Genomic DNA, 20,686 nt, shown 5'->3' with positions numbered 1-20,686 from the left:
AGATGACCATGACTACCCCTATTCGTCCGGCCCTGAGCCTGATCCTGTTGATGACATTGATCACCGGCGCGGTGTACCCGCTGGTGGTCACCGGGGTGGCCCAGCTGGCCTTCCCCGAGCAGGCCAATGGCAGCCTGCTGCGCGACGGCCAGGGCCAGGTGCGTGGCTCGCAGTTGATCGCGCAACGTTTCGAGGGTGACGCCTGGTTCCAGTCGCGGCCGTCGGCCGGTGACTACGCCACGGTATCGAGCAGCGCCAGCAACCTGGCGCCGAGCAACCCGGCGCTGGCCGAGCGGGTCAAGAGCAGCGCCGCGCAGTTGTATATCGAAGCGCAGGGGCCGGTGCCGCTGGCCTTGCTGACCACCTCCGGCAGCGGCCTGGACCCGCACCTGTCGCCGGCGGCGGTGGCTTACCAGCTGCCGCGGGTGGCGGCGGCGCGCAAGGTTGCCCCCGAGGCCTTGCAAGTACTGGTCGAGCAGTCCACCCTGCACCCCTTGATCGGCCCGCCGGTGGTCAATGTACTGGCCCTGAACAGCGCCCTTGAGCAGCTGTCGCCGGCGTCGAAATAAGGACAGGCAGTGAGCATGAGCAATTCCGAACGCGCTGATGCGTTGTTGGCCGGGCTGCCGCGCGAAGGGCGCGGCCGGCTCAAGGTATTTCTGGGTGCGGCACCGGGGGTAGGCAAGACCTACGCCATGCTCCAGGCCGCCCATGCCCAGCTGCGCCAGGGCGTGGCGCTGCTGGCGGCGGTGGTCGAAACCCATGGCCGCGCCGAGACCGAGGCGCTGCTCGGCGGCTTGCCCCAGCAGCCGCTGCTACGCAGCGAATACCGCGGCATGCTGCTGGAAGAAATGGACCTCGACGGTCTGCTCAAGGCCCGTCCGCAACTGGTGCTGGTCGACGAGCTGGCCCACAGTAACGCCCCCGGCAGCCGCCATGCCAAGCGCTGGCAGGATGTCCAGGAACTGCTGGCCGCCAGCATCGACGTCTACACCACGGTCAACGTCCAGCACCTGGAAAGCCTCAACGACCAGGTGCGTGGCATTACCGGTGTGCAGGTGCGCGAAACCCTGCCCGACTGGGTGCTGCAGGAAGCCTTCGAACTGGTGCTGATCGACCTGCCGCCGCGCGAACTACTCGAGCGCCTGCGCGAGGGCAAGGTCTACGTGCCGGAGCAGGCACGGGCGGCGATCGATGCATTCTTCACCCAGACCAACCTTACCGCCTTGCGCGAGCTGGCCATGCAAACCGCTGCGGCCCAGGTCGATGCCGACCTGGCCCACGGTTACCGCCAGCTTGGCCAGGATGCGCCGGCCTTGCGCGGGCGTTTGCTGGTTGGCGTCGATGGCGATGCCCAGGCCGAACGCCTGGTGCGTCACGCCAGCCGGGTGGCGCAGCGGCGTCATCTGCCGTGGACCCTGGTGCACGTCGACAACGGCCGGCTACGTGACGAAACCGCGCGCCAGCGCTTGCAGGCGGCCCAGCAACTGGCCGAACGGCTGGGCGGCGAAGTGGTGCTGCTGCGCGCCGGCGAGGTGGCCAAGACCCTGATCCAGCATGCCCTGGAGCGCCGCGCCAGCCTGGTGCTGGTCGGCCAGTCGCGCGATCGCCTGCGTCGGCGGCTGTTCGGCGCTGGCGTGGCGACGCGCTTGCTGCGCGATGCCCACGGCCTGGAAATCAACGTGCTCGACCGCGACACCCAGCCCGAGCCGCCCAGTGCAGCGGCGAAAAAGGTCTGGGTCTGGCGTCATTACCTGTTGGCCTTCGCCGCCACGGTCCTGGCCACCGGCCTGGCCTGGGCGGTGGCCAGCGTGCTGGCGCTGCCGAACATCTCGCTGGTGTTCCTCGCGGCGGTGTTGCTGGTGGCGGTGCGCAGCAGCCTGGGCCCGGCATTGGCCTGTGCAGTGATGTCGTTCCTGGCCTACGATTTTTTGTTCATCCCGCCGAATTTCTCCTTCAGCATCCAGCGTGAAGAAGACGTACTGACCTCGCTGTTCTTCCTGTTGATGGCGGCGCTTACCGGCAACCTGGCGGCGCGCCAGCGCCGGCAATTGCAGGCTTTGCGCGAAACCCAGGAGCAGACCAGCCAGTTGCTCGACCTGTCGCGCAAGCTCACCGCTGCCACCGATCGCCAGGCGGTATTCACCGCCGCCGGCCAGCACCTGGATGGCTGGCAGGACCTGCAGGTGTGCCTGCTCGAGCGCGACGCCGAAGGCCGTCTGCAGGTGGCCAGCGGCGGCAACCTGCAGTTCAGCGACAACGAGCGTGCCGCCGCCGACTGGGCCTGGCAGCACGACCAGGCCGCGGGTCTGGGCAGCGATACCCTGCCTAACGGTCGTTGGTGGTGGTGGCCGCTGTCGGTGGACGATGCGCGTCTGGCGCTGCTCGGCGTGCGCCCGCACAAGGGCGAGCAACTGACCGCTCAGCATCGGCGCCTGCTCAAGGCCCTGAGCCAGCCGCTGGCCCAGGCCCTGGCGCGGGCGCGCTTGGCCGAGCAGCTGGAATCGGCGCGTTTGCACGGCGAAACCGAGCAACTGCGCAGCGCCTTGCTGGCCTCGGTGTCCCACGACCTGCGCACGCCGCTGACCGCCATGCGCGGCAGCATCGACAGCCTGCTGGCCCTCGGCGAGGCGATCCCCAAGGCCGACCGCCAGGAACTGCTTGAAGGCACCCGCAATGAAGCCGAGCGCCTGGATCGCTATATCCAGAACTTGCTCGACATGACCCGCCTGGGCCATGGCGGCCTCAAGCTTGCGCGCGACTGGGTGGCGCCCAGCGACATCGTCGGCAGCGCCCTGAACCGCCTACGGGTGGTGCTGGCGCCGTTGCAGCTGCGCACCGAAGTGCCGGCCGACCTGCCGCTGTTGTTCGTGCATGCGGCGTTGATCGAGCAGGCGCTGATCAATGTGCTGGAGAACGCCGCGCGCTTTTCGCCGGCGGCTGGCCGGCTCGATCTGCAGGTCAGCGTCGACGGCGAGTTGCTGTGCTTTGCCGTCAGCGATGAGGGCCCGGGCATTCCCGAAGCCGACCGCGAGCGGATTTTCGACATGTTCTATACCGCCGCGCGTGGTGATCGAGGCGGGCAGGGCACGGGGCTGGGCCTGGCGATCTGCCAGGGCATGATCGGCGCCCACGGCGGGCACATCCGCGTCGCCGACGGTATCGATGGCAAGGGCACCTGCATCACTCTATGCTTGCCGCTGCCGACCCAACCCGAGCCTGAAAGCGAAGCCCCATGAGCCAGAGCGCGACCCTGCTGGTCATCGATGACGAACCGCAAATCCGCAAGTTCCTGCGTATCAGCCTGAGCTCCCAGGGCTACAAGGTAGTGGAAGCCGGCAGCGGCGCCGAGGGCCTGACCCAGGCGGCACTGGCGCGCCCGGACCTGGTGGTGCTTGACCTGGGCCTGCCGGACATGGACGGCCAGCAGGTGCTGCGTGAATTGCGCGAGTGGAGCGCGGTGCCGGTGCTGGTGCTGTCGGTGCGTGCCAGTGAAGTCCAGAAGGTCGAAGCCCTGGACAACGGCGCCAACGACTACGTGACCAAGCCCTTTGGCATTCAGGAATTCCTCGCTCGCGTACGCGCCTTGCTGCGCCAGGCGCCGCAGGCATCAGCCAGCGCCTCGGCGCTGAGCTTCGGGCCGTTGACCGTCGACCTGGCGTTTCGCAAGGTGACCCTGGACGGCGTCGAGGTGGCGCTGACGCGCAAGGAATATGCACTGCTGGCGCAGCTCGCCAGCCATCCCGGGCGGGTGATTACCCAGCAGCAACTGCTCAAGGACATCTGGGGGCCGACTCATGTCGACGACAGCCATTACCTGCGCATCGTCGTCGCCCATGTGCGCCAGAAGCTTGGCGATGACCCGACGGCGCCGCGGTTCATCGTGACTGAGCCCGGGGTGGGGTACAGGCTGATCGGACCGGAGTAGGGCCAAGCCCGCTCCCACAGCAAGTGTAGGAGCGGGCTTGCCCCGCGATGCTGTTAGTCATCAACGCCGCTCCGCCTCATAGTTATCCAGCGTGTCCCGGGCAATCTCCCGCCCCAGGGCGATCAGTTCCGGCGCCTTGTAGAACTCGAAAAACCGGCACACGCGCTTGGGCACGTTGATCAGTACATCCGGCGGGTAGCCGGCAATCTTGTACTGCGCAAGCGACGTCTGCATCACCTCGAAACTCTGGTTGATCAAGTCCAGCAATGACGCCGGCCCGACGTTGTCGATGATGAACGAGCCGGTCGCCGATTTCGGCGCGCCTTCAATTTCTGGCGCTGCCGCCGGTTGCTGGGCTTCGGGGTCGGCGGCATCGCTGAGCCAGGGGTTGGGGATTTGCGCCGCCTCCGGTTGCAGGCCCTGCTCGATACGCATCAGTTGCTCGGCCGGTTTGCGCCGGAACGGCAAGTGCGAACCCAGCGAATTGATCAGGTTGTCAAAGCGCAGCTTGAACGCCGCCGGGCGTTCGATCACTGGCAACTGGTACTGCTTCTGGTTGGTCGAGTTGAGGTTCACGGCGATGATCAGGTCGCAGTGGCTGGACACCACCGGGATGATCGGCAAGGGGTTGAGGATGCCGCCGTCGACCAGCATGCGATTGCCTTGCACCACGGGCGTGAACAGGCTGGGGATCGCCGCCGAGGCACGCATGGCCTGGTGCAGGCAGCCTTCCTGAAACCAGATTTCCTGCTGGTTGGTAAGGTCGGTGGCCACCGCCGTGTAGGGGATGCGCAGGTCTTCGATGTTGATCTCGCCGACGATCTTGCGGATCTGGCCGAAGACTTTCTCACCACGGATCGCCCCCAGGCGAAAGCTCACGTCCACCAGGCGCAGGACGTCGAGGTAGTCCAGGCTTTCAATCCAGTTGCGGTATTCATCGAGCTTGCCGGCGGCATAAATTCCGCCAATCACCGCGCCCATGGAGCAGCCGGCGATACAGGCGATGTCATAGCCACGGCGTTCGATTTCCTCGATCACGCCGATGTGTGCATAGCCCCGGGCCCCGCCCGAACCCAGAACCAGTGCGACGCGTTTTTTCATGATGCTTCCCCGGTGTTCTGCTTCCATGGTCTAACAATGCGCCCAATTGTGTCTGTGCTTCAATCGTCACTGGCACTGGGCTACGCTGAACAGGGCACTTTTCTCGCTGTTTACCGTCGAAGTCGCCACCCTGAACTTTTTCTTTTGAGGTATTGCCGATGAAAGCCTGGATTTGCCTGCCCCTGATTGCTCTGGTTCTGACCGGTTGCGCTGGCAAGACAGCCTACCGCGACAGCTGCGCCAATCAGCTGGACTCGGCCTGGAAGGAGCTCGACCTGGCCAAGGCCGAAGGTTTCGCCGGTACTGTCAGTTATTCAAAAGCCCTGTCGCTGTTGACCGGGGCCAAGACCCAGCAGCAGTTCGAAGCGTTCGAGGGCTGCAGCAAGAAGGCCGAGAAGGCCCGCTTCTACATTCGTGAATCCCGCGCCGGGCGCTGATACAGGAGTAGACCATGTCGTCGGCCATGCTCGACCACGTCATTGCCCAGGTGCTGAGCCTGCAGGTGCGCCTTTTGGCCTGCCAGGCGCGCCTGGTTGCCGATACCGACAGCGAGGCGCTGCACGACCTGCGCATCGGCGTGCGGCGCTTGCGCAGTGTGCTGCGACCATTACGGGCGCTGCCCGGTGTCGATCAGCTGGAAGCTGCGGCCAAGGCCCTGGGCAGCTTGACGACGCCGTTGCGTGACCGTGAGGTACTGGCCGCGCAGCTGCTTGAGCGCCAGCAAGTGGCCGCGGCGCAGGCACGCCTGGCCCAGCGCCGGCAAAACTTCGCCAGCGTTGCCGCCAGTGCCGAACTGGCGCGCCTGCTGGCGATCATCGACGCCTTTCCGGTGTTCCTGCGCGCCGCCCAGCGCCAGGGCTTGATCCGCCGGCTGCAACAGCGCATCGACAAACGCCTGGAAAAACAGTGGAAGCAACTGCGTCAGGCCCTCGACGACCCGGCCCACGACCGCCATCGCCTGCGCCTGCTGATCAAACGGGTGCGCTACGCGGCTGAAGCCTACCCGCAACTGCAGCACTCCAACTCGCGCCTGCAAAAGGCTCTCAAGCGTGCCCAGAGTGACCTGGGCAGCTGGCACGACCTGTTGCAGTGGCTGCTGCAGGCCGAGCAGCAACGCGATCTGGCGCCGTGCGTCAGCCATTGGCAAGCGCAGTTGGCCAAAGCCGAACAAGACGCCGACGCCACCCTCGAACGCCTGCAGGCGCAGCTTGCGCAGCGATAGCCCGCTGAAATGGCCGAAATGCGTGCTGTAGACCGCTTGCTGGCTGGTTAAGATCAGTTTTTTCCTGATCGCTGAGGTCGGCATGAACTTCTCACAATTGCTCACGGCGGTCCGCCAGCATCCCCAGTCGGTAGTTATTGATTCCAGCTGGGCGCAGGGCCGCGCCTGTTTCGGCGGGCTGATGGCGGCCTTGCTGTATGAGGCCATGCTGGCCAAGACCTCGCCGGGGCGCCCGGTGCGTTCCCTGGCCATCACCTTTGTCGGCCCGGCCGAGCCGCAAATGCCGATCAGTTTTGAAGTGGAACTGCTGCGCGAAGGCAAGGCGGTCAGTTCGCTGCTGGGCCGCGCGGTGCAGAACGGCCAGGTGGTTACCCTGATGCAGGGCAGCTTTGGCAGCGGCCGCGATTCGCTTATCGATGTTCCGGCCTTGCCGGCGGTAGACATGAAACCACTCGAGCAGTCGAGCACGGAGCTGCCGTACATCAAGGGCGTGACCCCCGAGTTCATGCGCCATGTGTCACTGCGCTGGGCCATCGGCGGCATTCCGTTCAGCAACAACAAGTCCCGCGACATGGGCGGCTGGGTGCGTTTTCGCGACAGCGAGCGTGAAGAGCCGATCAGCGAGGCGCACTTGCTGGCGCTGGTCGATGCCTGGCCGCCGACCTTGCTGTCACACCTGAACAAGCCGGCGGCTGGCAGCACCCTGACCTGGACCATCGAGTTCATCCAGCCGGTGGCGAGCCTGACCACCCTGGACTGGTGCCGCTATCACGTCGAAACCGAACATGCCCGCGATGGTTACGGGCATGCGGCGGCTGCGCTGTGGAGCGACAAGGGCGAGTTGCTGGCGCTCAGCCGCCAGACCGTAACAGTGTTCGGCTGACGCCACTCAATGCCGGTGGCGCTCGCGCCAGGCGCGCCACCAGGCACCGCTGAGCACAAAGCGCGGGAAGGTGATGAACTGCTCCACCAGCAGGCGGCCGATGGCGTCCTGGCGGTTGGCGAACGGCTCGGGTTGCTGGGCCTCCAGGCGATGCCCCTGGCGTTGCAGGCCGAGCCCGGCGATCAGGGCGATGATGCCCACCGCCAGTTGCCCCAGGTCCAGCGAGAACAAACCGGACAGCACCAGCAGCACGCCGAGGATGAACAGCGGCACGGCAATCAGGTGCAGCACCAGGTTGGTCGGGTTGCGGTGGTTGTGGTGGTAGCCACGCCATTGCCAGGCGGGCAGGTTGGGCAGGCGTTTGCTCATGGAAATGTTCCTCAGGGTCTTGCCTGAAGAATAGTGCGGCCCCGGTGAAGGGGCCAATCGATGGCGGCTATGACGCCTATAGCTTGAGCTGACCGATGGCCTTGTTCAGCTCACCGGCCAGGGTCGCCAGCTCGCTGCTGGTGGTGGCCGAGTCGACAGTCTGCTGTACGGTCTCTTCGGTCACATCGCGGATGCTTACCACTGCCCGGTTCATTTCTTCGGCCACCTGGCTTTGCTGCTCGGCGGCCACGGCAATTTGCGTGTTGCTTTCGCGCATCTGTGCCACCGCGCTGGTGATTTCCGCCAGGGCAGCGCCGGCTTCCTGGGCCTGCTGCACGCAGTCGTCAGCCTTGAACGAGCTTTCCTGCATGAAGTCCACGGCGTCGCGGGTACCGGCCTGCAGCGCCGAAACCATGGTGGTGATTTCGTCGGTGGAGGCCTGTACGCGCTTGGCCAGGTTGCGCACCTCGTCGGCGACCACGGCAAAGCCGCGGCCCAGGTCACCGGCACGGGCGGCCTCGATGGCAGCGTTGAGGGCCAGCAGGTTGGTCTGTTCGGCAATGCTGTGGATCACCCCGACCACGCCGTTGATCTTCTGGCTGTCGTCGGCCAGTTGGCGAATCATCTCGGCGGTCTGCTGCACGCCGCTGGACAGCCCGGCAATCGAGGTCTGCACCCGGCTGACCACCTCCTGGCCACTGCCGGCCAGGGAGTCGGCGCTCTGCGACAGGTCGCGGGTGGCACCGGCGTGCTGGGCAATGTGGTAGACCGTGGCAGTCATTTCGTTGATGGCGGTGGCGGCCTGGTCGGTTTCGCTCTGTTGGCCGAGCATGCCGTGGCGCACATCGTTCATGCTCGCGGCCAGGCGCGCGGCGCCGGAATCCAGCTGCGCGGCAGTGCGCGCGACGGTGTTGACCACCCGGTGGTAGGTGGTTTGCATGGCATTGAAGGCGCTGGCCATCTGCCCGACCTCATCGCCACAGGCCAGCGGCACGCGGGCCGACAGGTCGCCGGTTTTTTCCACGTGCAGCATCACATCCTTGAGGGTGTTGAGCTGGCTGAGCAGAAAGCGGATCAACAATTGCGAGGCACAGAGCATCGCCAGCATCAGGATCAGTACGCACACGGCGTAGTTGGTGAAGCGGTCGGTGAACACCTGGATCAGGCTGGGGGAGGGGGCGAGCACGGCAATCTGCTGGTCGCCGCGGCTGATCACCTGGGCGCCGGTCAAAGGGTTTTCACCCAGCAACGGCAAGCCTTCGAGTTCGACCCAGCCTTGGGCCGTGGCCAGCGCATCGAGGCTTTGCCCTTCAAATTGCGGTACCTGGCCGGGGCTGTAGGTCAGCCACAGGGCGTTGCTCGGCAAAGTTTGCCCGGCAGGCCAGGCAGCCAGCAACTGCGCCTCGGCTTCAGCTTTGCTTTGGGCGGTCTGGGCCCGCGCCTGTTGCTCCAGGTGCACGGCATACAGCACCAGGAACAACGTGGTGACAAAGGCGACCGCGTTCACGGCCCAGAACTTGTATTTCAGGGAGATATTGCTAAGCCAGGCACCCATGGTAGGTCTTCTCTGATTGAGCGGAAACATTGTTGGCAAGGTGCCATCATTGTGCCGACTCGATCATCAAGACGTTTTGATATGCGTCAAATAATCGCGGGCAGGTTAAAGAAGGCCCGTGCCGTGGCGGTGCTGTGGGCGGCCAGTTGCTCGACGCTTTCGCCACGGTGCAGGGCCACTTCACGCAGCACTTCGGTGAGGAACGCCGGTTCGTTGCGCCCGCTTTTCGGTTTGGGTCGCAGGCTGCGCGGCAGCAGGTAGGGCGCATCGCTTTCGAGCATCAGGCGGCCTTGGGGGATGCTGCTGACCAGCGGGTGCAGGTGGGTGCCGCGGCGCTCGTCGCAGATCCAGCCGGTGATGCCGATGTGCAGGTCCAGGTCCAGGTAGCCGAACAACGCTGCGCGCTCGCCGGTAAAGCAGTGCACTACCGCTGCCGGCAGGCGGTCGCGAAAGTCCTTGAGGATCGCCAGCAGGCGTTCGCTGGCGTCGCGCTCGTGGAGGAACACCGGCATCTGCAACTCGACCGCCAGGGCCAGCTGTTCTTCCAGGGCCTTTTCCTGCTGCGGGCGCGGCGAAAAATCGCGGTTGAAATCCAGCCCGCATTCACCCACGGCCTGCACCCGCGGCTGCTCAAGCAAGGCCCGCAACTGACGGCTGCTGGCACTGCTCCAGCTGCTGGCGTCATGGGGGTGCACGCCTGCGGTGCTGAACAGGTGCTGGGCGCTTTCATCGAGTTGCTGGCACAGCTCCAGGGCCTGTTCGCTGCCCTCAAGGCTGGTGCCGGTGACCATCATCTGCACCACCCCGGCGGCCAGGGCGCGTTCGAGAATTGCCTGGTGTTTGTCGGCAAAACTTGGGTTGGTCAGATTGACGCCGATGTCGATGAGTTGCATGGTGCTACCTCAGGCCGGAAGCCGGCCAGCATAACAAAGCTCGACCGAAATCGATAAAGCCAAGAACTTCAACGAGTTGTCGTGGTCTTTTGCGGTCAATTGTCATGGAACGACTGCAAACTATGGCGCCAACCCCACACGCGCGGACCTCGCAACGGATGACCCGAGCGCTGTTTTTGTTGATCGTGCTGAGCTTCTCGCTGCTGCCTACCGGGCCGGCCAGCGCGCGTCTGGCCGGGCCGCAACAGGCGGTGCCCAAGACCCCGGCGCGCGACCTTGCGCAAATCCGCAGCAGCCGGGTACTGAAGGTGCTGGTCAACCAGAGCCGCAACAGCTCCGGCGAAGTCAAGGGCGAGCCGGTGGGGGTCGAGTATCACCGCCTGCGCGCGTTCGAGCATTACCTCAATGCCCGCGCCCGCGATGGCGAGGAAATCCGCCTGAAGATCATCCCTCGCGCCAAAGACCAGTTGCTGGCCGCCTTGCAGCGCGGCGAAGCCGACCTGGTGGCGCCTGGCGAGCTGGTCGACCCGACCTCTACCCGCGGTCTCAGCGCCAGCGATCCGGTGGTCGACAAGGTGCCGCTGGTGCTGGTCGGGCGCAAGGGCGAGCGCAGCGTCCAGCGCGTCGAGCAGTTGTCCGGGCGTACCCTGGCGCTGACCAGCTCCAGCGCGGCCGGCGACACCCTGCACGAGATTAACCAGAAACTGGCCCTGCGTAAGCTTGCGCCGATCAAGGTCGAGTGGGTCGACCCGACGCTGGCCGTGGAAGACGTGCTGGAGATGGTCCAGGCCGGGATCTTTCACCTGACCGTGGTCGAGCAGCCAATTGCCGAACGCTGGGCCAAGGTCATGCCCAAGCTGCGGGTCGAGCGCAAACTGCACCTGGCCAGCCCCGAGGCCATGCGCTGGTACGTGCGCCGGGATGCGGTGATGCTGCACGCCAGCGTTGATCGTTTTTTGCAGGGCTACAAGGCGCCGGCCAACCAGGACGCAGCGTTCGAGCGGATCTACCGGCGCCTCTACCGGGTGCACAACCCGTTGGCGCGTAGCGACCGCAAGCGCCTGGAGGCCTTGCGGCCGGTGTTGCAGCGCCATGCCAGCGCACAGAATATCGATTGGCTGAACCTTGCAGCGGTGGCCTTCAAGGAGTCTTCCCTTGACCCGAGCGCGCGCGGCGCTGGTGGCGCTCATGGGCTGATGCAGATCACCCCCAGCGCTGCCCAGCGGGTGGGGGTGAGCAATATTTCCAATGTCGATGGCAATGTTCAGGCCAGCGCCCGCTACATGGCGCTGATCCGGCGCAAGTTCTTTGCCAGTAACCAGCTCAACGAGCGTGAGCGCATGGCCTTCACTCTGGCGGCCTACAACCTGGGGCCGGAGCGGGTCCAGGCGATGCGCGCCGAGGCCCGGCGGCGGGGGCTCAATGGTAACCAGTGGTTTTTCCAGACCGAGCGCATTGCCATGGAGCAGGTGGGCATGGGGCCGGTGAGCTATGTGAACAGTGTCAACAAGTACTTCCTGGCGTTTGATCGGGAGCGGGCTTCGCTGGAGCCCAAAGGGGGGAAGGGTAATGGGCGCAAGTAGGGGTGGTGTCGCTCATTAGGGTTCAGGGAGATCCGGATGGGGCGGGGATGCTGAGTCACCTTTGCGCCCTTACGGCGCCTTACTTTTTTCAGTCGAAAAAAAAGTAAGCAAAAATTCTTGCCCCACCAGGGGCCCTGCGCTGCGCTTCGGGTCCCCTCGCTCCGGTGTCGCTACGGGGCATTGCGAACTACGAGTTGCAAGCAACTCTACGTTTCGCAACTTCGGCTATCGCCGAAGGTGCTGCGCACTCGCCCCTTCGCAACACCTGCGCTCGGCCCTTCTGGTTAACGGGGCCGGATAGATCAAGAGCAGATCAAGATCAAGAGCACAATTCGCTTCGCTCTTGCTGAGCGCGGCTTGTCGAAATTCCGGGGTTTTTTAGTCCCAGGGCCGTTGACATTCCACCCGCAGCGCCTCTAGGATGCTGACTTGCGCCGATTTAAACAGCTACTTGCGGGGCGCAGGGTTACCTCTTAGGGGGTTTCACCAAATACCGCTAAAACGCTGGTTCGGTGACGCCTCCCACCGCAGCCCAGCGGGTTTTGCGAGGCGGAGATCTAACCCCATGAGTTGTCCACGTTCCAGTGTTTGCCTGACCCCGTTGCCCGCCAGCCAGGGCACGCGCACGCCGCGTATTCTTCTGGGCGGCAGCCATCAGCCAACCCTCCTGCGCTACCTTGACGGCTGGCCGCGTCGCAACAGCCGCAACACTGCCTTCCTTATCCAGTTCGCCGACAGCCGCGATTCCCTTGGCCAGTTTGCCAACGACCGTTTCGATCTCGCCGTGATCCAGTCGCCCAGCGCCGACGACGCTGCCGAAGTTATCGGCCACCTGACCCGCGTCGCCCGCCAGGGTTTGATCACCCGGGCCTGAGCAGCCCGGGCCCGGGCGTCAATGCGCCTTGGCTTTCCTGATCCGTAGCAAAATCACCAGCAGGGTCAATATCACCACCGGCGCCATGCCCAGCAGCGCTTCGCGGGCAGTGATCTGTGCGCCGAGGGTGTGCAGGCCGGCATATAAGAGCTTGAACAGGCTCAGCAGGTAGTAGCTGATGGCGATGATCGACAGGCCTTCGACTGCCCGCTGGATCTTGATCTGGGTGTCGGCGCGGGCGTTGAGGCTGCGCAGGATCTCGGCGTTCTGTTCTTCCATCTCCACCTGCACCCGCGCCTGCAACAGGTCGCCGAGGTTGGCGACGCTTTCGGCCAGGTGCTCCAGACGCTGCTCGCTGGCCGCGCAGTAACGCACGGTGGGCTTGAAGCGCCGCTCGATGAACACCCCCAGGCGCTGGCAATCGCCGACATGGCTCTCGCGCAACTCGCCCAGGCGCTCGAACACCAGTTGCGCATAGGCCTGGGTGGCGCTGAAGCGGTGGCGGTGCTTGACCGTGCTGCCGACCACCTGGCGCGACAACTGGGCGATATCGGCCAGCAGCGCCTTGGCGTTGCCGCCGTCGCTGCTGACGTTACGCTCCGACAGGCTCACCAGTTTGCGGTCATAGGCGTCCAGTTGCGGGCCCAGGGCCTTGGCGGCGGTCAGCGACAAAGACGCCATCATCCGGTAGGTCTCGATCTCCAGCAGGCGGCGGATCATGCGCCCCTGGCGGTAGGCATTGAGCCGGCGGTTGATGAACAGGAAGCGGTTGGTGCCATCGGCAGTCAGGCGAAAATCACTCCACACCACGGCATCGCCACCGCCCACGCACGAGCCGCTGGGGTCCTTGAAACCGTAACGGCTGAGGTCGAGGTCGTGTTCATCGCGTACCAGCACCTGCACCGAGTTAATCATCTGCTCACGGTAGGGCTCCACACCTGCAGCCAGGGCGGCGGGCAAAGTGCTCCAGTGCAGCTCGGCGCTGGCGGCGGGCACTACCAGGGTCAGGGTGAAGAACTCGGAATGGCGCTCCCATTTGAACGGATGGCCGTCCAGCGTGGTGATGCCCTGGGCGGCATCGGGCTCGATGGCGCCCGGGCAGCAACGCTGCAACAGGGCATTGCAGTCGGCATCGGCGCCGAGAAACGCCAGGTGGAAAACATGCGCGGGCTCATCGAAATACAGCGACGGGCGGGCGTGCAACTCGTTGTGCAAGGCGGTGCGTTGGGCGTGCATGCGGGTCAGACCGTATTGTTGTGGTTGTCTGCGGTTTCACTCTTGGGACTGGAACCGACAGGCACAAGTCACGTGCAGTTGCGCCGTGCTTCGACAGGGTTGATGATCAGGCCCTGCAAGCCACTCAGTCAGCCTGGAAGCGAGAATTTTTGTTGAGTACGCAAATCATCACGAAGGAAGGTCACGAAGCGCTCAAACAGGAGCTGGACCATCTGTGGCGGGTCAAGCGCCCCGATGTCACCCAGAAAGTCACCTGGGCAGCGTCGCTGGGCGATCGCAGCGAGAACGCCGATTACCAGTACAACAAGAAGCTCTTGCGCGAGATCGACCGCCGCGTGCGCTACCTGCGCAAACGCCTGGAAGACATGCGCGTGGTCGACTATTCGCCAGAGCAGGAAGGCCGGGTGTTTTTCGGCGCCTGGGTCGAAATCGAGAACGAGGAGGGCGAGAGCAAGCGCTTTCGCATCGTTGGCTACGACGAGATCTACGGGCGCATGGACTACATCTCGATCGACTCGCCCATGGCCCGCGCCTTGCTGAAAAAAGAGGTCGGCGATGAAGTCATCGTCCAGACCCCTTCCGGCGAGATGTGCTGGTGGGTTAACGCCATCGACTACGTCAAACCCTGATCAGCCCTCGCGCAGTACCGCCAGCGGGCTGGCATTGAGCGCCCGGCGCGTGCCGTAGACCCCGGCACCGCCTACCAGCAGGGCGCCGAGGACCGGCAGCAACAGCAGCCATGGGTGCGGGCTCCAGTGCAGGTCGAAGGCGTAGCGGTACAGCACCAGGGTGATCAGCTCGCAGCCAATCGCCGCCAGCAGGCCGCTGGCCGCCCCGAGCAAGCCAAACTCGATGCGTCGGGCCTTGACCAGCAAACCGCGCCCGGCGCCCAGGGCGCGCAGCAGGGCGCCCTGGCGAATACGCTCGTCGAGGGTCGCCTGCAGACCGGCGAACAGCACCGCCAGGCCCGCCGCCAGCACGAACAACAGCACGTACTCCACCGCCAGGGTGACCTGGGCGAGGATGCTGCGCAGTTGTTCCAGCAACGCATCGACCTGAAGGATGGTCACCGCCGGGAACGCCCGCGACAGCGCCACCACCTGCTGGTCATGCCCGGGGGCCAGGTAGAAGCTGGTCAGGTAGGTGGTCGGCAGGTCCTGCAGGGTCTGAGGCTGGAAGATCATGTAGAAGTTGGGCTGGAAGCTGTCCCAGTTGACCGTGCGCAGGCTGCTCACCTGCACCTGACGTTGCAGGCCGCCGATGCTGAAGGTCAGCTGGTCACCGAGTTTGAGCTTGAGGCTCAGGGCCAGTTCGGCTTCCACCGAGACGCCGGGCAGGGCGTCGGCCGGCGGTTGGGCCTGCCACCACTGGCCTTCGCTCAGGGTGTTGCCCTGGGGCAGGTCGGCAGCCCAGGTCAGGCTCAGGTCGCGCTGCACCGCGCGGTCGCCGGTGGATTCCTTGCTGACGATCTGTTGCACCGGCTCACCGTTGATTGCGGTCAGGCGTCCGGGGATGACCGGGTACAGCGGCGCGGCTTCGGCGGAAAATTCGCTCAGGCGCTGGGCAAAGCTGTTCTTGTCGTCGGGCAGGATGTTCAGGGCGAAGTAGTTGGGGGCGTCCTTGGGTAGCTGGTTCTGCCAGGTGTCGAGCAGCTCGGCGCGCAGCAGGGCAATCAGCGCCATGGCCAGCAGGATCAGGCCGAAGGCCAGCGATTGCCCGGCCGCCGCCAGCGGATGGCGCAGCAACTGGCCAAGGCCCAGGCGCCAGGCCAGCGGGCTGCCGGCGAGCAGGCGGCGCAGGCTGCGCAGGCCGAGCAACAGCAGGCCGCCCAGCAGCAAGGCGGCCACCAGGCCACCGCCGAGCAGGGCGAAGGTCAACAGCAGGTCGAGGCTCAGCCGCCACATGATCAGCCCAAGGGCGAACAGTGCGGCGCCATACACCAGCCAGCTGCTGGCCGGTACCGGCAGCAGGTCGCGGCGCAATACCCGCAGCGGCGGCACCCGGCCCAGGGCGGCCAGCGGCGGCAGGGCGAAACCGGCCAGGGCCACCAGGCCGGTGGCAATCCCGGCCAGGGCCGGGCCGATGCCGCCAGGTGGGATCTGCGCCGGCATCAACCCCTGCAGCAACTGGAACAGGCCCAGTTGGGCCAGCCAGCCGAGCGCCGCGCCACACAGCGCAGCGATGCTGCCAAGAATCGCCAGTTGCAGGCAGAACAGGCTCAGCGCCTGGCGCCGCGACAGGCCCAGGCAGCGCAGCAGGGCGCTGGCATCGAAACGGCGGGTAGCGAAGCGGCTGGCCGACAGGGCCACGGCGACACCAGCGAGCAGCACTGCCACCAGGCTGGCCATGTTCAGGTAGCGTTCGGCCTTGCCCAGGGCGCCGCCGATTTGCTGGTTGCCATCGCGCGAATCCTGTAGGCGCTGGTTGGCGGCAAGGTTTTTACTCACCGCGTCACGGTAGCTGGCCAGGGCTTCGGGCTCGCCGCGCCAGAGTTCGCGGTAGCTGACCCGGCTACCCGGTTGCACCACCCCGGTGGCCTCAAGGTCGGCAAGGTTGATCAGTACCCGTGGGGTCAGGCTATAGAAGTTGCCGGCGCGGTCGGGCTCGTAGGTCAGTACCCGGCTCATGCGCAGGGTTTTCATGCCGACATCGATGCTGTCGCCGATCTTCAGCTCCAGCGCTGCCAGCAGACGTGGCTCGACCCAGGCCTCGCCCGGTGCCGGGCCGCCACCGGTGGTTTCGCTGGCATAGGGCTCGGCGGCGCTGCGCAGCTCACCGCGCAGCGGATAACGGTCGTTGGCCGCCTTGATGCTCGACAGCTGGATGCCGTTGTCGGTGGCGATCACGCTGGAGAACTCGACCACCTGGGCATGCTGCAGGCCCAGGGTGGTGCCGCGGCTGATCTGCTCGGGGGCGGCCGGCGAGCTGCCCTGCAGCACCAGGTCGGCGCCGAGGAATTCGGTGGCGCGCAGCAGCATGGCGCCATTGAGGCGGGCGCCGAAGTAGCCGATCGCGGTACTGGCCGCCACCGCCACCAGCAGGGCGAAGAACAGCACGCGCAACTCGCCGGCGCGGGCGTCGCGCAGCAACTGGCGCAGGGCCAGGGGGAACAACGGCAGGCGTTTCATCAGGGCTCCAGCGGCGCGACCAGGTGGCCGGCGTCCAGGCGGATCAGGCGACGGCAGCGCTGGGCCAGGCGTTCGTCATGGGTGACCAGTACCAGGGTGGTGCCGCGCTCCTTGTTCAGTTCGAACAACAGGTCGCTGATGCGCTCGCCGGTGTGGCTGTCGAGGTTGCCGGTCGGCTCGTCGGCAAACAGCACCGCAGGCTCGGCGGCAAAGGCGCGGGCGATGGCCACCCGTTGTTGCTCGCCACCGGACAACTGGCGCGGCGAGTGGCTCAGGCGCTGGCCCAGGCCCACCCGTTCGAGCAGGCTGCGGGCGTGCTCGCGGGCATCGCGGCGACCGTCCAACTCCAGCGGCAGCATGACGTTTTCCAGGGCGTTGAGGCTGTCGAGCAACTGGAACGACTGGAACACGAAGCCGACATGCTCGGCCCGCACCCGTGCGCGCTGGTCTTCATCCAGCGGCCCGAGGTCGTGGCCGGCCAGGGTCACGGAGCCTGCGCTAGGCAGGTCGAGGCCGGCCAGCAGGCCGAGCAGGGTCGATTTGCCCGAGCCCGAGGCGCCGACGATGGCCAGGCTGTCGCCTTGTTTCAATTCCATCGAGAGTTCGTGCAGGATGGTCAGGTCGCCTTCCGCGCTGGGGACCACTTTGCTAAGGTTGCGCGCACTGAGAATGCTGGGGCCCATGGAGAATCCGATGCGAGTGTGGTTATTGAGTGCTGGCCTGGCCTTGATGTGCCTGGCCCAGGGCGCAGCCGCGGGGACCGTGCTGATTGTCGGCGATAGTATCAGTGCCGCTTTCGGCCTGGATACCCGCGAGGGGTGGGTTGCCTTGCTGGAAAAACGCCTGAAGAGCGAGGGTTTCGACGCCAAGGTGATCAATGCCTCGATCAGCGGCGACACCAGTGCCGGCGGCCAGGCGCGGCTGCCGGCGCTGCTTGCAGAGCACAAGCCGGAGCTGGTGGTGCTCGAATTGGGCGGCAACGATGGCCTGCGCGGGCAGCTGCCAACGCAATTGCAACAAAATCTTGCCTCGATGATCGACCGCTCGCGGGCTGCCGGCGCCAAGGTGCTGTTGCTGGGCATGCGCCTGCCGCCCAACTATGGCAAGCGTTACAACGAGGCTTTTGCCCAGGTGTATGAAAACCTGGCGACGGAAAAACAGGTGCCGCTGGTGCCGTTTTTCCTCGAAGGGGTGGGCGGTGTACCCGAGCTGATGCAGGGCGATGGCATCCATCCGGCGCAGGGCGCCCAGGCCAGGTTGCTGGAAAATGCCTGGCCGCAACTAAAACCGCTGCTTTGACGCTTTTATAGTGACCGGCTTTCGGCTAATGTTGCGCCCCCGATTTGGAGCCCCCGATGCCGCGTCCCGCCTGGTCCCTGTATGCCTATCAATTGATCGAGCCTGACGAACAGCTTGACCTGTTCGCCTGCCAGGAGATCCGCGTCCACCTGGTAGCCCGCCAGCTCGAGCTCGGTGGCTCGGCCGACCGCACCCTCTGCGGCACCCTGTTGCCGGCGCAACCGCGCTGGTCGCAGGCCGAGCGCAGCATCTACCGTGACCGCCGCCTGTGCTCGCTGTGCCGGGCAATTCTCGATGCCCAGCGCCGTGGCACGCGGCCAGTGTGGCCCGAGCTGTAACGCGCTGATATAACCTTTCATCCCCTGCACCGCCAACTGCGCCCGGGACATCTCCCTGTTCCGCGGGGGGCGGTGTACAATCGATTGCTTGACTCAATTGAATTAGCGAAGGATTTCCCGGATGTTGCCGCGCTTTCCCGCCGTCACCCGTTGCCTGTCCCTGGCCGCCCTGCTGGCGGCAGGTCCCGCTGCTGCGCTGGAGTTCCCCCTGCCGCCTCCCGGTGAAGACGTCATCGGCCAGGTCCAGGTGATCAAGGCCAAGTACGAAGACACCTTTGCCGACATCGGCACCGCCAACGACCTTGGCTACCTGGAAATGATCGCCGCCAACCCCGGCGTCGACCCGTGGCTGCCGGGCGCCGGCACCGAGATCATCCTGCCGACCCGTTTCATCCTGCCGCCGGGCCCGCGCGAAGGCATCGTCATCAACCTTGCCGAGTACCGCATGTACTACTACCCGAAAGGGCAGAACGTGGTGCACACCTACCCGCTGGGCATCGGCCGTGAAGGCTGGGGTTCGCCGATTGCCAACACCAGGGTCACCGCCAAGACCCCGAACCCGACCTGGACGCCGCCTGCCTCGATCCGCAAGGAGCACGCCGAAGACGGCGACATCCTCCCGTCCGTGGTACCGGCAGGTCCGGACAACCCGCTGGGGCCGTTCAAGTTCACCCTCGGCGTGCCGGGCTATCTGATCCACGGTTCGAACAAGAAGTTCGGCATCGGCATGCGCACCAGCCACGGCTGCTTCCGCATGTTCAACAACAACGTGCTGGAACTGGCCAAGATGGCCCCGGTCGGTGTGCCGGTGCGCATCATCAACGAGCCGTACAAGTTCGGTATCAGTGCCGGCAAGGTCTATCTCGAGGCGCACACGCCGCTGGACGACAAGGGCGATCCGTCGGTGGTCGACAAGCACACCGCGGTCATCAACGCCCTGCTCAAGCGCGAAGACCTGGCCAACAACCTGCGCATGAACTGGGACATGGTTCGTGATGTGGTCGCCGCCGAAGACGGCATGCCGGTGGAGATCGCCGTGCCCAATGGCGCTGGCAACCCGGCGCCGATGGTGTCCAGCGTGCCTTACGACATGCAGTAAGCCATTCCTGCTGTACCTGAGGCCTGCCATCGTGCAGGCCTCGTCGTTTCTGCTGTTGCACTTTCACGGCGGCAATAAAAAAGCCGACCCACAAGTGGGTCGGCTTCCAATAACAATCCCGAAGGACTATTACTTGCGGCTGGCTTTGTCCAGCATACGCAGAGCGCGCTCGTTAGCTTCGTCAGCGGTCTGTTGTGCTTTTTGAGCAGCAGCCAGAGCGTCGTCAGCTTTGCGATAGGCTTCATCGGCACGAGCTTGTGCACGAGCAGCTGCGTCTTCGGTAGCGGTCAGACGAGCTTCGGTTTCTTTGGATACGCTGCTGCAACCGGTAGCCAGGACTGCGGCCAGAGCCAGAGCAGAAAATTTCAGAACGTTGTTCATCGTGTTCCCCTTCAAGGACTTTCTATTAAATAGCCATCTCTCAAGAAAGAGAAACTGGCCGGCGTACATAGTACCCATTACTTGTAGTAAGTAAACTGACAGAGCGCAAGAACTGCAAAAAAATGCGCCTGTCCCGGGTCCGCCACAGCCTTATGTAGAAAAACTGTGAAGGCGCCGCATGCGCGGGTGCTAACAAGTGTAGCAAGTGTGTAATTTGTTGAACTAAAAGTGACTTAAAGTGTCATCCTTCGTCATAGCACTACAACATCCGGCAACTGTTCAGGCCGATGCTCGCCGCCGTGTCCGCTTGCCACAAGTGGGTGAAATTTGCGACCAGCCACCTTGAGCATCCGGGCATCGGGCGCCTACTATTTGTACGTGCTCATTTGCCAGAGAACAGCCATGCTCTTCTCGTTGTCCAATGGGGCACGGGGTGGCGTAGAGGTTCCTTCGCCGGACAAACATCGGTAAGGTAGGGTCATAGCACAAGACCCGCGAGGAGTAGTGATGAGCGAGGCGTTGTCCATCCACCATGACCAGGCTGGTCATCAGTTCGAGACCAATGTGGACGGTCATCGTGCTTACCTGACCTACATGGACCTGGGTAAGCAGACCCTGGATATCTACCGCACGTTCGTGCCCAACGCGTTGCGTGGCCGGGGTATTGCTGCGGCGCTCACCGAGCAGGCGCTCAAGTACGCCGAAGACATGGGCTATACCGTGATTCCGTCGTGCTCCTATGTTGAGCGCTACATGGAACGTCAGCAAAAGCACGCCACCAACAAGGCCTGAAGATC

The 20,686-nt window shown here is 64.8% G+C and carries 21 protein-coding genes; 13 read left to right on the top strand and 8 right to left on the bottom strand.

What is annotated here, in order from left to right:
* The first annotated feature begins 8 nt into the window (after nucleotides 1-8).
* The 3 genes from kdpC to LOY54_RS18435 are packed head-to-tail and all read left to right on the top strand — an operon-like array spanning nucleotide 9 to nucleotide 3,928.
* The gene (kdpC, locus tag LOY54_RS18445; RefSeq protein ID WP_195884657.1) at nucleotides 9-569 is read left to right on the top strand and encodes a potassium-transporting ATPase subunit KdpC; all 561 of its coding nucleotides are present in this window, start codon (nucleotides 9-11) and stop codon (nucleotides 567-569) included.
* Nucleotides 570-584: 15 nt separating this feature from the next.
* The gene (locus LOY54_RS18440; protein ID WP_258607523.1) at nucleotides 585-3,239 is read left to right on the top strand and encodes a sensor histidine kinase KdpD; all 2,655 of its coding nucleotides are present in this window, start codon (nucleotides 585-587) and stop codon (nucleotides 3,237-3,239) included.
* Nucleotides 3,236-3,928, top strand: coding sequence for a response regulator (locus LOY54_RS18435; RefSeq protein WP_213603759.1), 693 nt, complete (start codon nucleotides 3,236-3,238; stop codon nucleotides 3,926-3,928). The genes LOY54_RS18440 and LOY54_RS18435 overlap by 4 nt, the downstream gene beginning before the upstream one ends.
* Nucleotides 3,929-3,988: 60 nt before the next feature.
* On the opposite strand, the gene LOY54_RS18430 is transcribed toward LOY54_RS18435, so the two are convergent.
* Nucleotides 3,989-5,029: a patatin-like phospholipase family protein gene (locus tag LOY54_RS18430; protein ID WP_045194791.1), complete on the bottom strand. Its 1,041-nt coding sequence runs from the start codon at nucleotides 5,027-5,029 to the stop codon at nucleotides 3,989-3,991.
* A 158-nt stretch (nucleotides 5,030-5,187) separates the two neighbouring features.
* On the opposite strand from LOY54_RS18430, the gene LOY54_RS18425 reads away from it, so the two are divergent.
* The 3 genes from LOY54_RS18425 to LOY54_RS18415 all read left to right on the top strand — a co-directional run bounded on the left by LOY54_RS18425 (nucleotide 5,188) and on the right by LOY54_RS18415 (nucleotide 7,134).
* On the top strand, nucleotides 5,188-5,466 hold the full coding sequence (locus LOY54_RS18425) for a hypothetical protein (protein ID WP_028941416.1): 279 nt from the start codon (nucleotides 5,188-5,190) through the stop codon (nucleotides 5,464-5,466).
* Nucleotides 5,467-5,480: 14 nt separating this feature from the next.
* Complete coding sequence (locus tag LOY54_RS18420) at nucleotides 5,481-6,251, top strand: CHAD domain-containing protein (protein WP_258607521.1); 771 nt, start codon at nucleotides 5,481-5,483, stop codon at nucleotides 6,249-6,251.
* Between the two features lie 82 nt (nucleotides 6,252-6,333).
* Nucleotides 6,334-7,134 carry an acyl-CoA thioesterase II gene (locus LOY54_RS18415; protein WP_045194787.1) on the top strand — a complete coding sequence of 267 codons (801 nt, stop codon included), beginning with the start codon at nucleotides 6,334-6,336 and terminating at the stop codon, nucleotides 7,132-7,134.
* A gap of 6 nt (nucleotides 7,135-7,140) precedes the next feature.
* Here the strand turns inward: LOY54_RS18415 and LOY54_RS18410 are convergent, their stop codons facing one another.
* From LOY54_RS18410 to LOY54_RS18400, 3 genes are all read right to left on the bottom strand, one after another.
* Nucleotides 7,141-7,503 carry an Mpo1-like protein gene (locus tag LOY54_RS18410; protein WP_258607519.1) on the bottom strand — a complete coding sequence of 121 codons (363 nt, stop codon included), beginning with the start codon at nucleotides 7,501-7,503 and terminating at the stop codon, nucleotides 7,141-7,143.
* A 76-nt stretch (nucleotides 7,504-7,579) separates the two neighbouring features.
* On the bottom strand, nucleotides 7,580-9,058 hold the full coding sequence (locus LOY54_RS18405; RefSeq protein ID WP_045194783.1) for a methyl-accepting chemotaxis protein: 1,479 nt from the start codon (nucleotides 9,056-9,058) through the stop codon (nucleotides 7,580-7,582).
* 86 nt (nucleotides 9,059-9,144) lie between these two features.
* A complete protein-coding gene (locus tag LOY54_RS18400; protein WP_045194781.1) occupies nucleotides 9,145-9,951 on the bottom strand; it encodes a TatD family hydrolase in 807 nt (268 codons plus the stop codon).
* Nucleotides 9,952-10,109: 158 nt separating this feature from the next.
* Here LOY54_RS18400 and LOY54_RS18395 point away from each other — a divergent pair, with 158 nt between their 5' ends.
* Together LOY54_RS18395 and LOY54_RS18390 are read left to right on the top strand one after the other, a co-directional pair.
* Complete coding sequence (locus LOY54_RS18395) at nucleotides 10,110-11,534, top strand: transglycosylase SLT domain-containing protein (protein WP_195886026.1); 1,425 nt, start codon at nucleotides 10,110-10,112, stop codon at nucleotides 11,532-11,534.
* Between the two features lie 565 nt (nucleotides 11,535-12,099).
* Nucleotides 12,100-12,408, top strand: a complete 309-nt coding sequence (locus LOY54_RS18390) for a hypothetical protein (protein WP_045194777.1) — start codon at nucleotides 12,100-12,102, stop codon at nucleotides 12,406-12,408.
* Between the two features lie 18 nt (nucleotides 12,409-12,426).
* On the opposite strand, the gene LOY54_RS18385 is transcribed toward LOY54_RS18390, so the two are convergent.
* On the bottom strand, nucleotides 12,427-13,644 hold the full coding sequence (locus LOY54_RS18385; protein WP_258607517.1) for a DUF3422 domain-containing protein: 1,218 nt from the start codon (nucleotides 13,642-13,644) through the stop codon (nucleotides 12,427-12,429).
* A gap of 152 nt (nucleotides 13,645-13,796) precedes the next feature.
* Between LOY54_RS18385 and greB the strand changes: the two genes are divergently transcribed.
* Complete coding sequence (greB, locus tag LOY54_RS18380; protein ID WP_258607515.1) at nucleotides 13,797-14,273, top strand: transcription elongation factor GreB; 477 nt, start codon at nucleotides 13,797-13,799, stop codon at nucleotides 14,271-14,273.
* Here greB and LOY54_RS18375 read toward each other — a convergent pair whose 3' ends face one another.
* Complete coding sequence (locus LOY54_RS18375; RefSeq protein ID WP_258607514.1) at nucleotides 14,274-16,772, bottom strand: ABC transporter permease; 2,499 nt, start codon at nucleotides 16,770-16,772, stop codon at nucleotides 14,274-14,276.
* A complete protein-coding gene (locus LOY54_RS18370) occupies nucleotides 16,772-17,455 on the bottom strand; it encodes an ABC transporter ATP-binding protein (RefSeq protein ID WP_258607513.1) in 684 nt (227 codons plus the stop codon). Before LOY54_RS18370 ends, LOY54_RS18375 begins: the two co-directional genes overlap by 1 nt.
* Nucleotides 17,456-17,465: 10 nt before the next feature.
* Between LOY54_RS18370 and LOY54_RS18365 the strand changes: the two genes are divergently transcribed.
* The 3 genes from LOY54_RS18365 to LOY54_RS18355 all read left to right on the top strand — a co-directional run bounded on the left by LOY54_RS18365 (nucleotide 17,466) and on the right by LOY54_RS18355 (nucleotide 19,508).
* Entirely contained in the window at nucleotides 17,466-18,071 is a 606-nt protein-coding gene (locus LOY54_RS18365; protein WP_176794241.1) for an arylesterase, read from the top strand.
* Between the two features lie 56 nt (nucleotides 18,072-18,127).
* Nucleotides 18,128-18,409 carry a hypothetical protein gene (locus LOY54_RS18360; RefSeq protein WP_010222548.1) on the top strand — a complete coding sequence of 94 codons (282 nt, stop codon included), beginning with the start codon at nucleotides 18,128-18,130 and terminating at the stop codon, nucleotides 18,407-18,409.
* Nucleotides 18,410-18,530: 121 nt separating this feature from the next.
* Entirely contained in the window at nucleotides 18,531-19,508 is a 978-nt protein-coding gene (locus LOY54_RS18355; RefSeq protein WP_093380972.1) for a L,D-transpeptidase family protein, read from the top strand.
* Nucleotides 19,509-19,637: 129 nt separating this feature from the next.
* On the opposite strand, the gene oprI is transcribed toward LOY54_RS18355, so the two are convergent.
* A complete protein-coding gene (gene oprI, locus LOY54_RS18350; protein WP_003259780.1) occupies nucleotides 19,638-19,889 on the bottom strand; it encodes an outer membrane lipoprotei OprI in 252 nt (83 codons plus the stop codon).
* 507 nt (nucleotides 19,890-20,396) lie between these two features.
* Between oprI and LOY54_RS18345 the strand changes: the two genes are divergently transcribed.
* Nucleotides 20,397-20,681, top strand: a complete 285-nt coding sequence (locus LOY54_RS18345; protein WP_010222546.1) for a GNAT family N-acetyltransferase — start codon at nucleotides 20,397-20,399, stop codon at nucleotides 20,679-20,681.
* Nucleotides 20,682-20,686: the final 5 nt, after the last annotated feature.

The sequence above is a fragment of the Pseudomonas sp. B21-032 genome, from assembly GCF_024748965.1.
Lineage (GTDB): Bacteria > Pseudomonadota > Gammaproteobacteria > Pseudomonadales > Pseudomonadaceae > Aquipseudomonas.
This window is presented reverse-complemented; position numbering and strand designations above follow the sequence as displayed.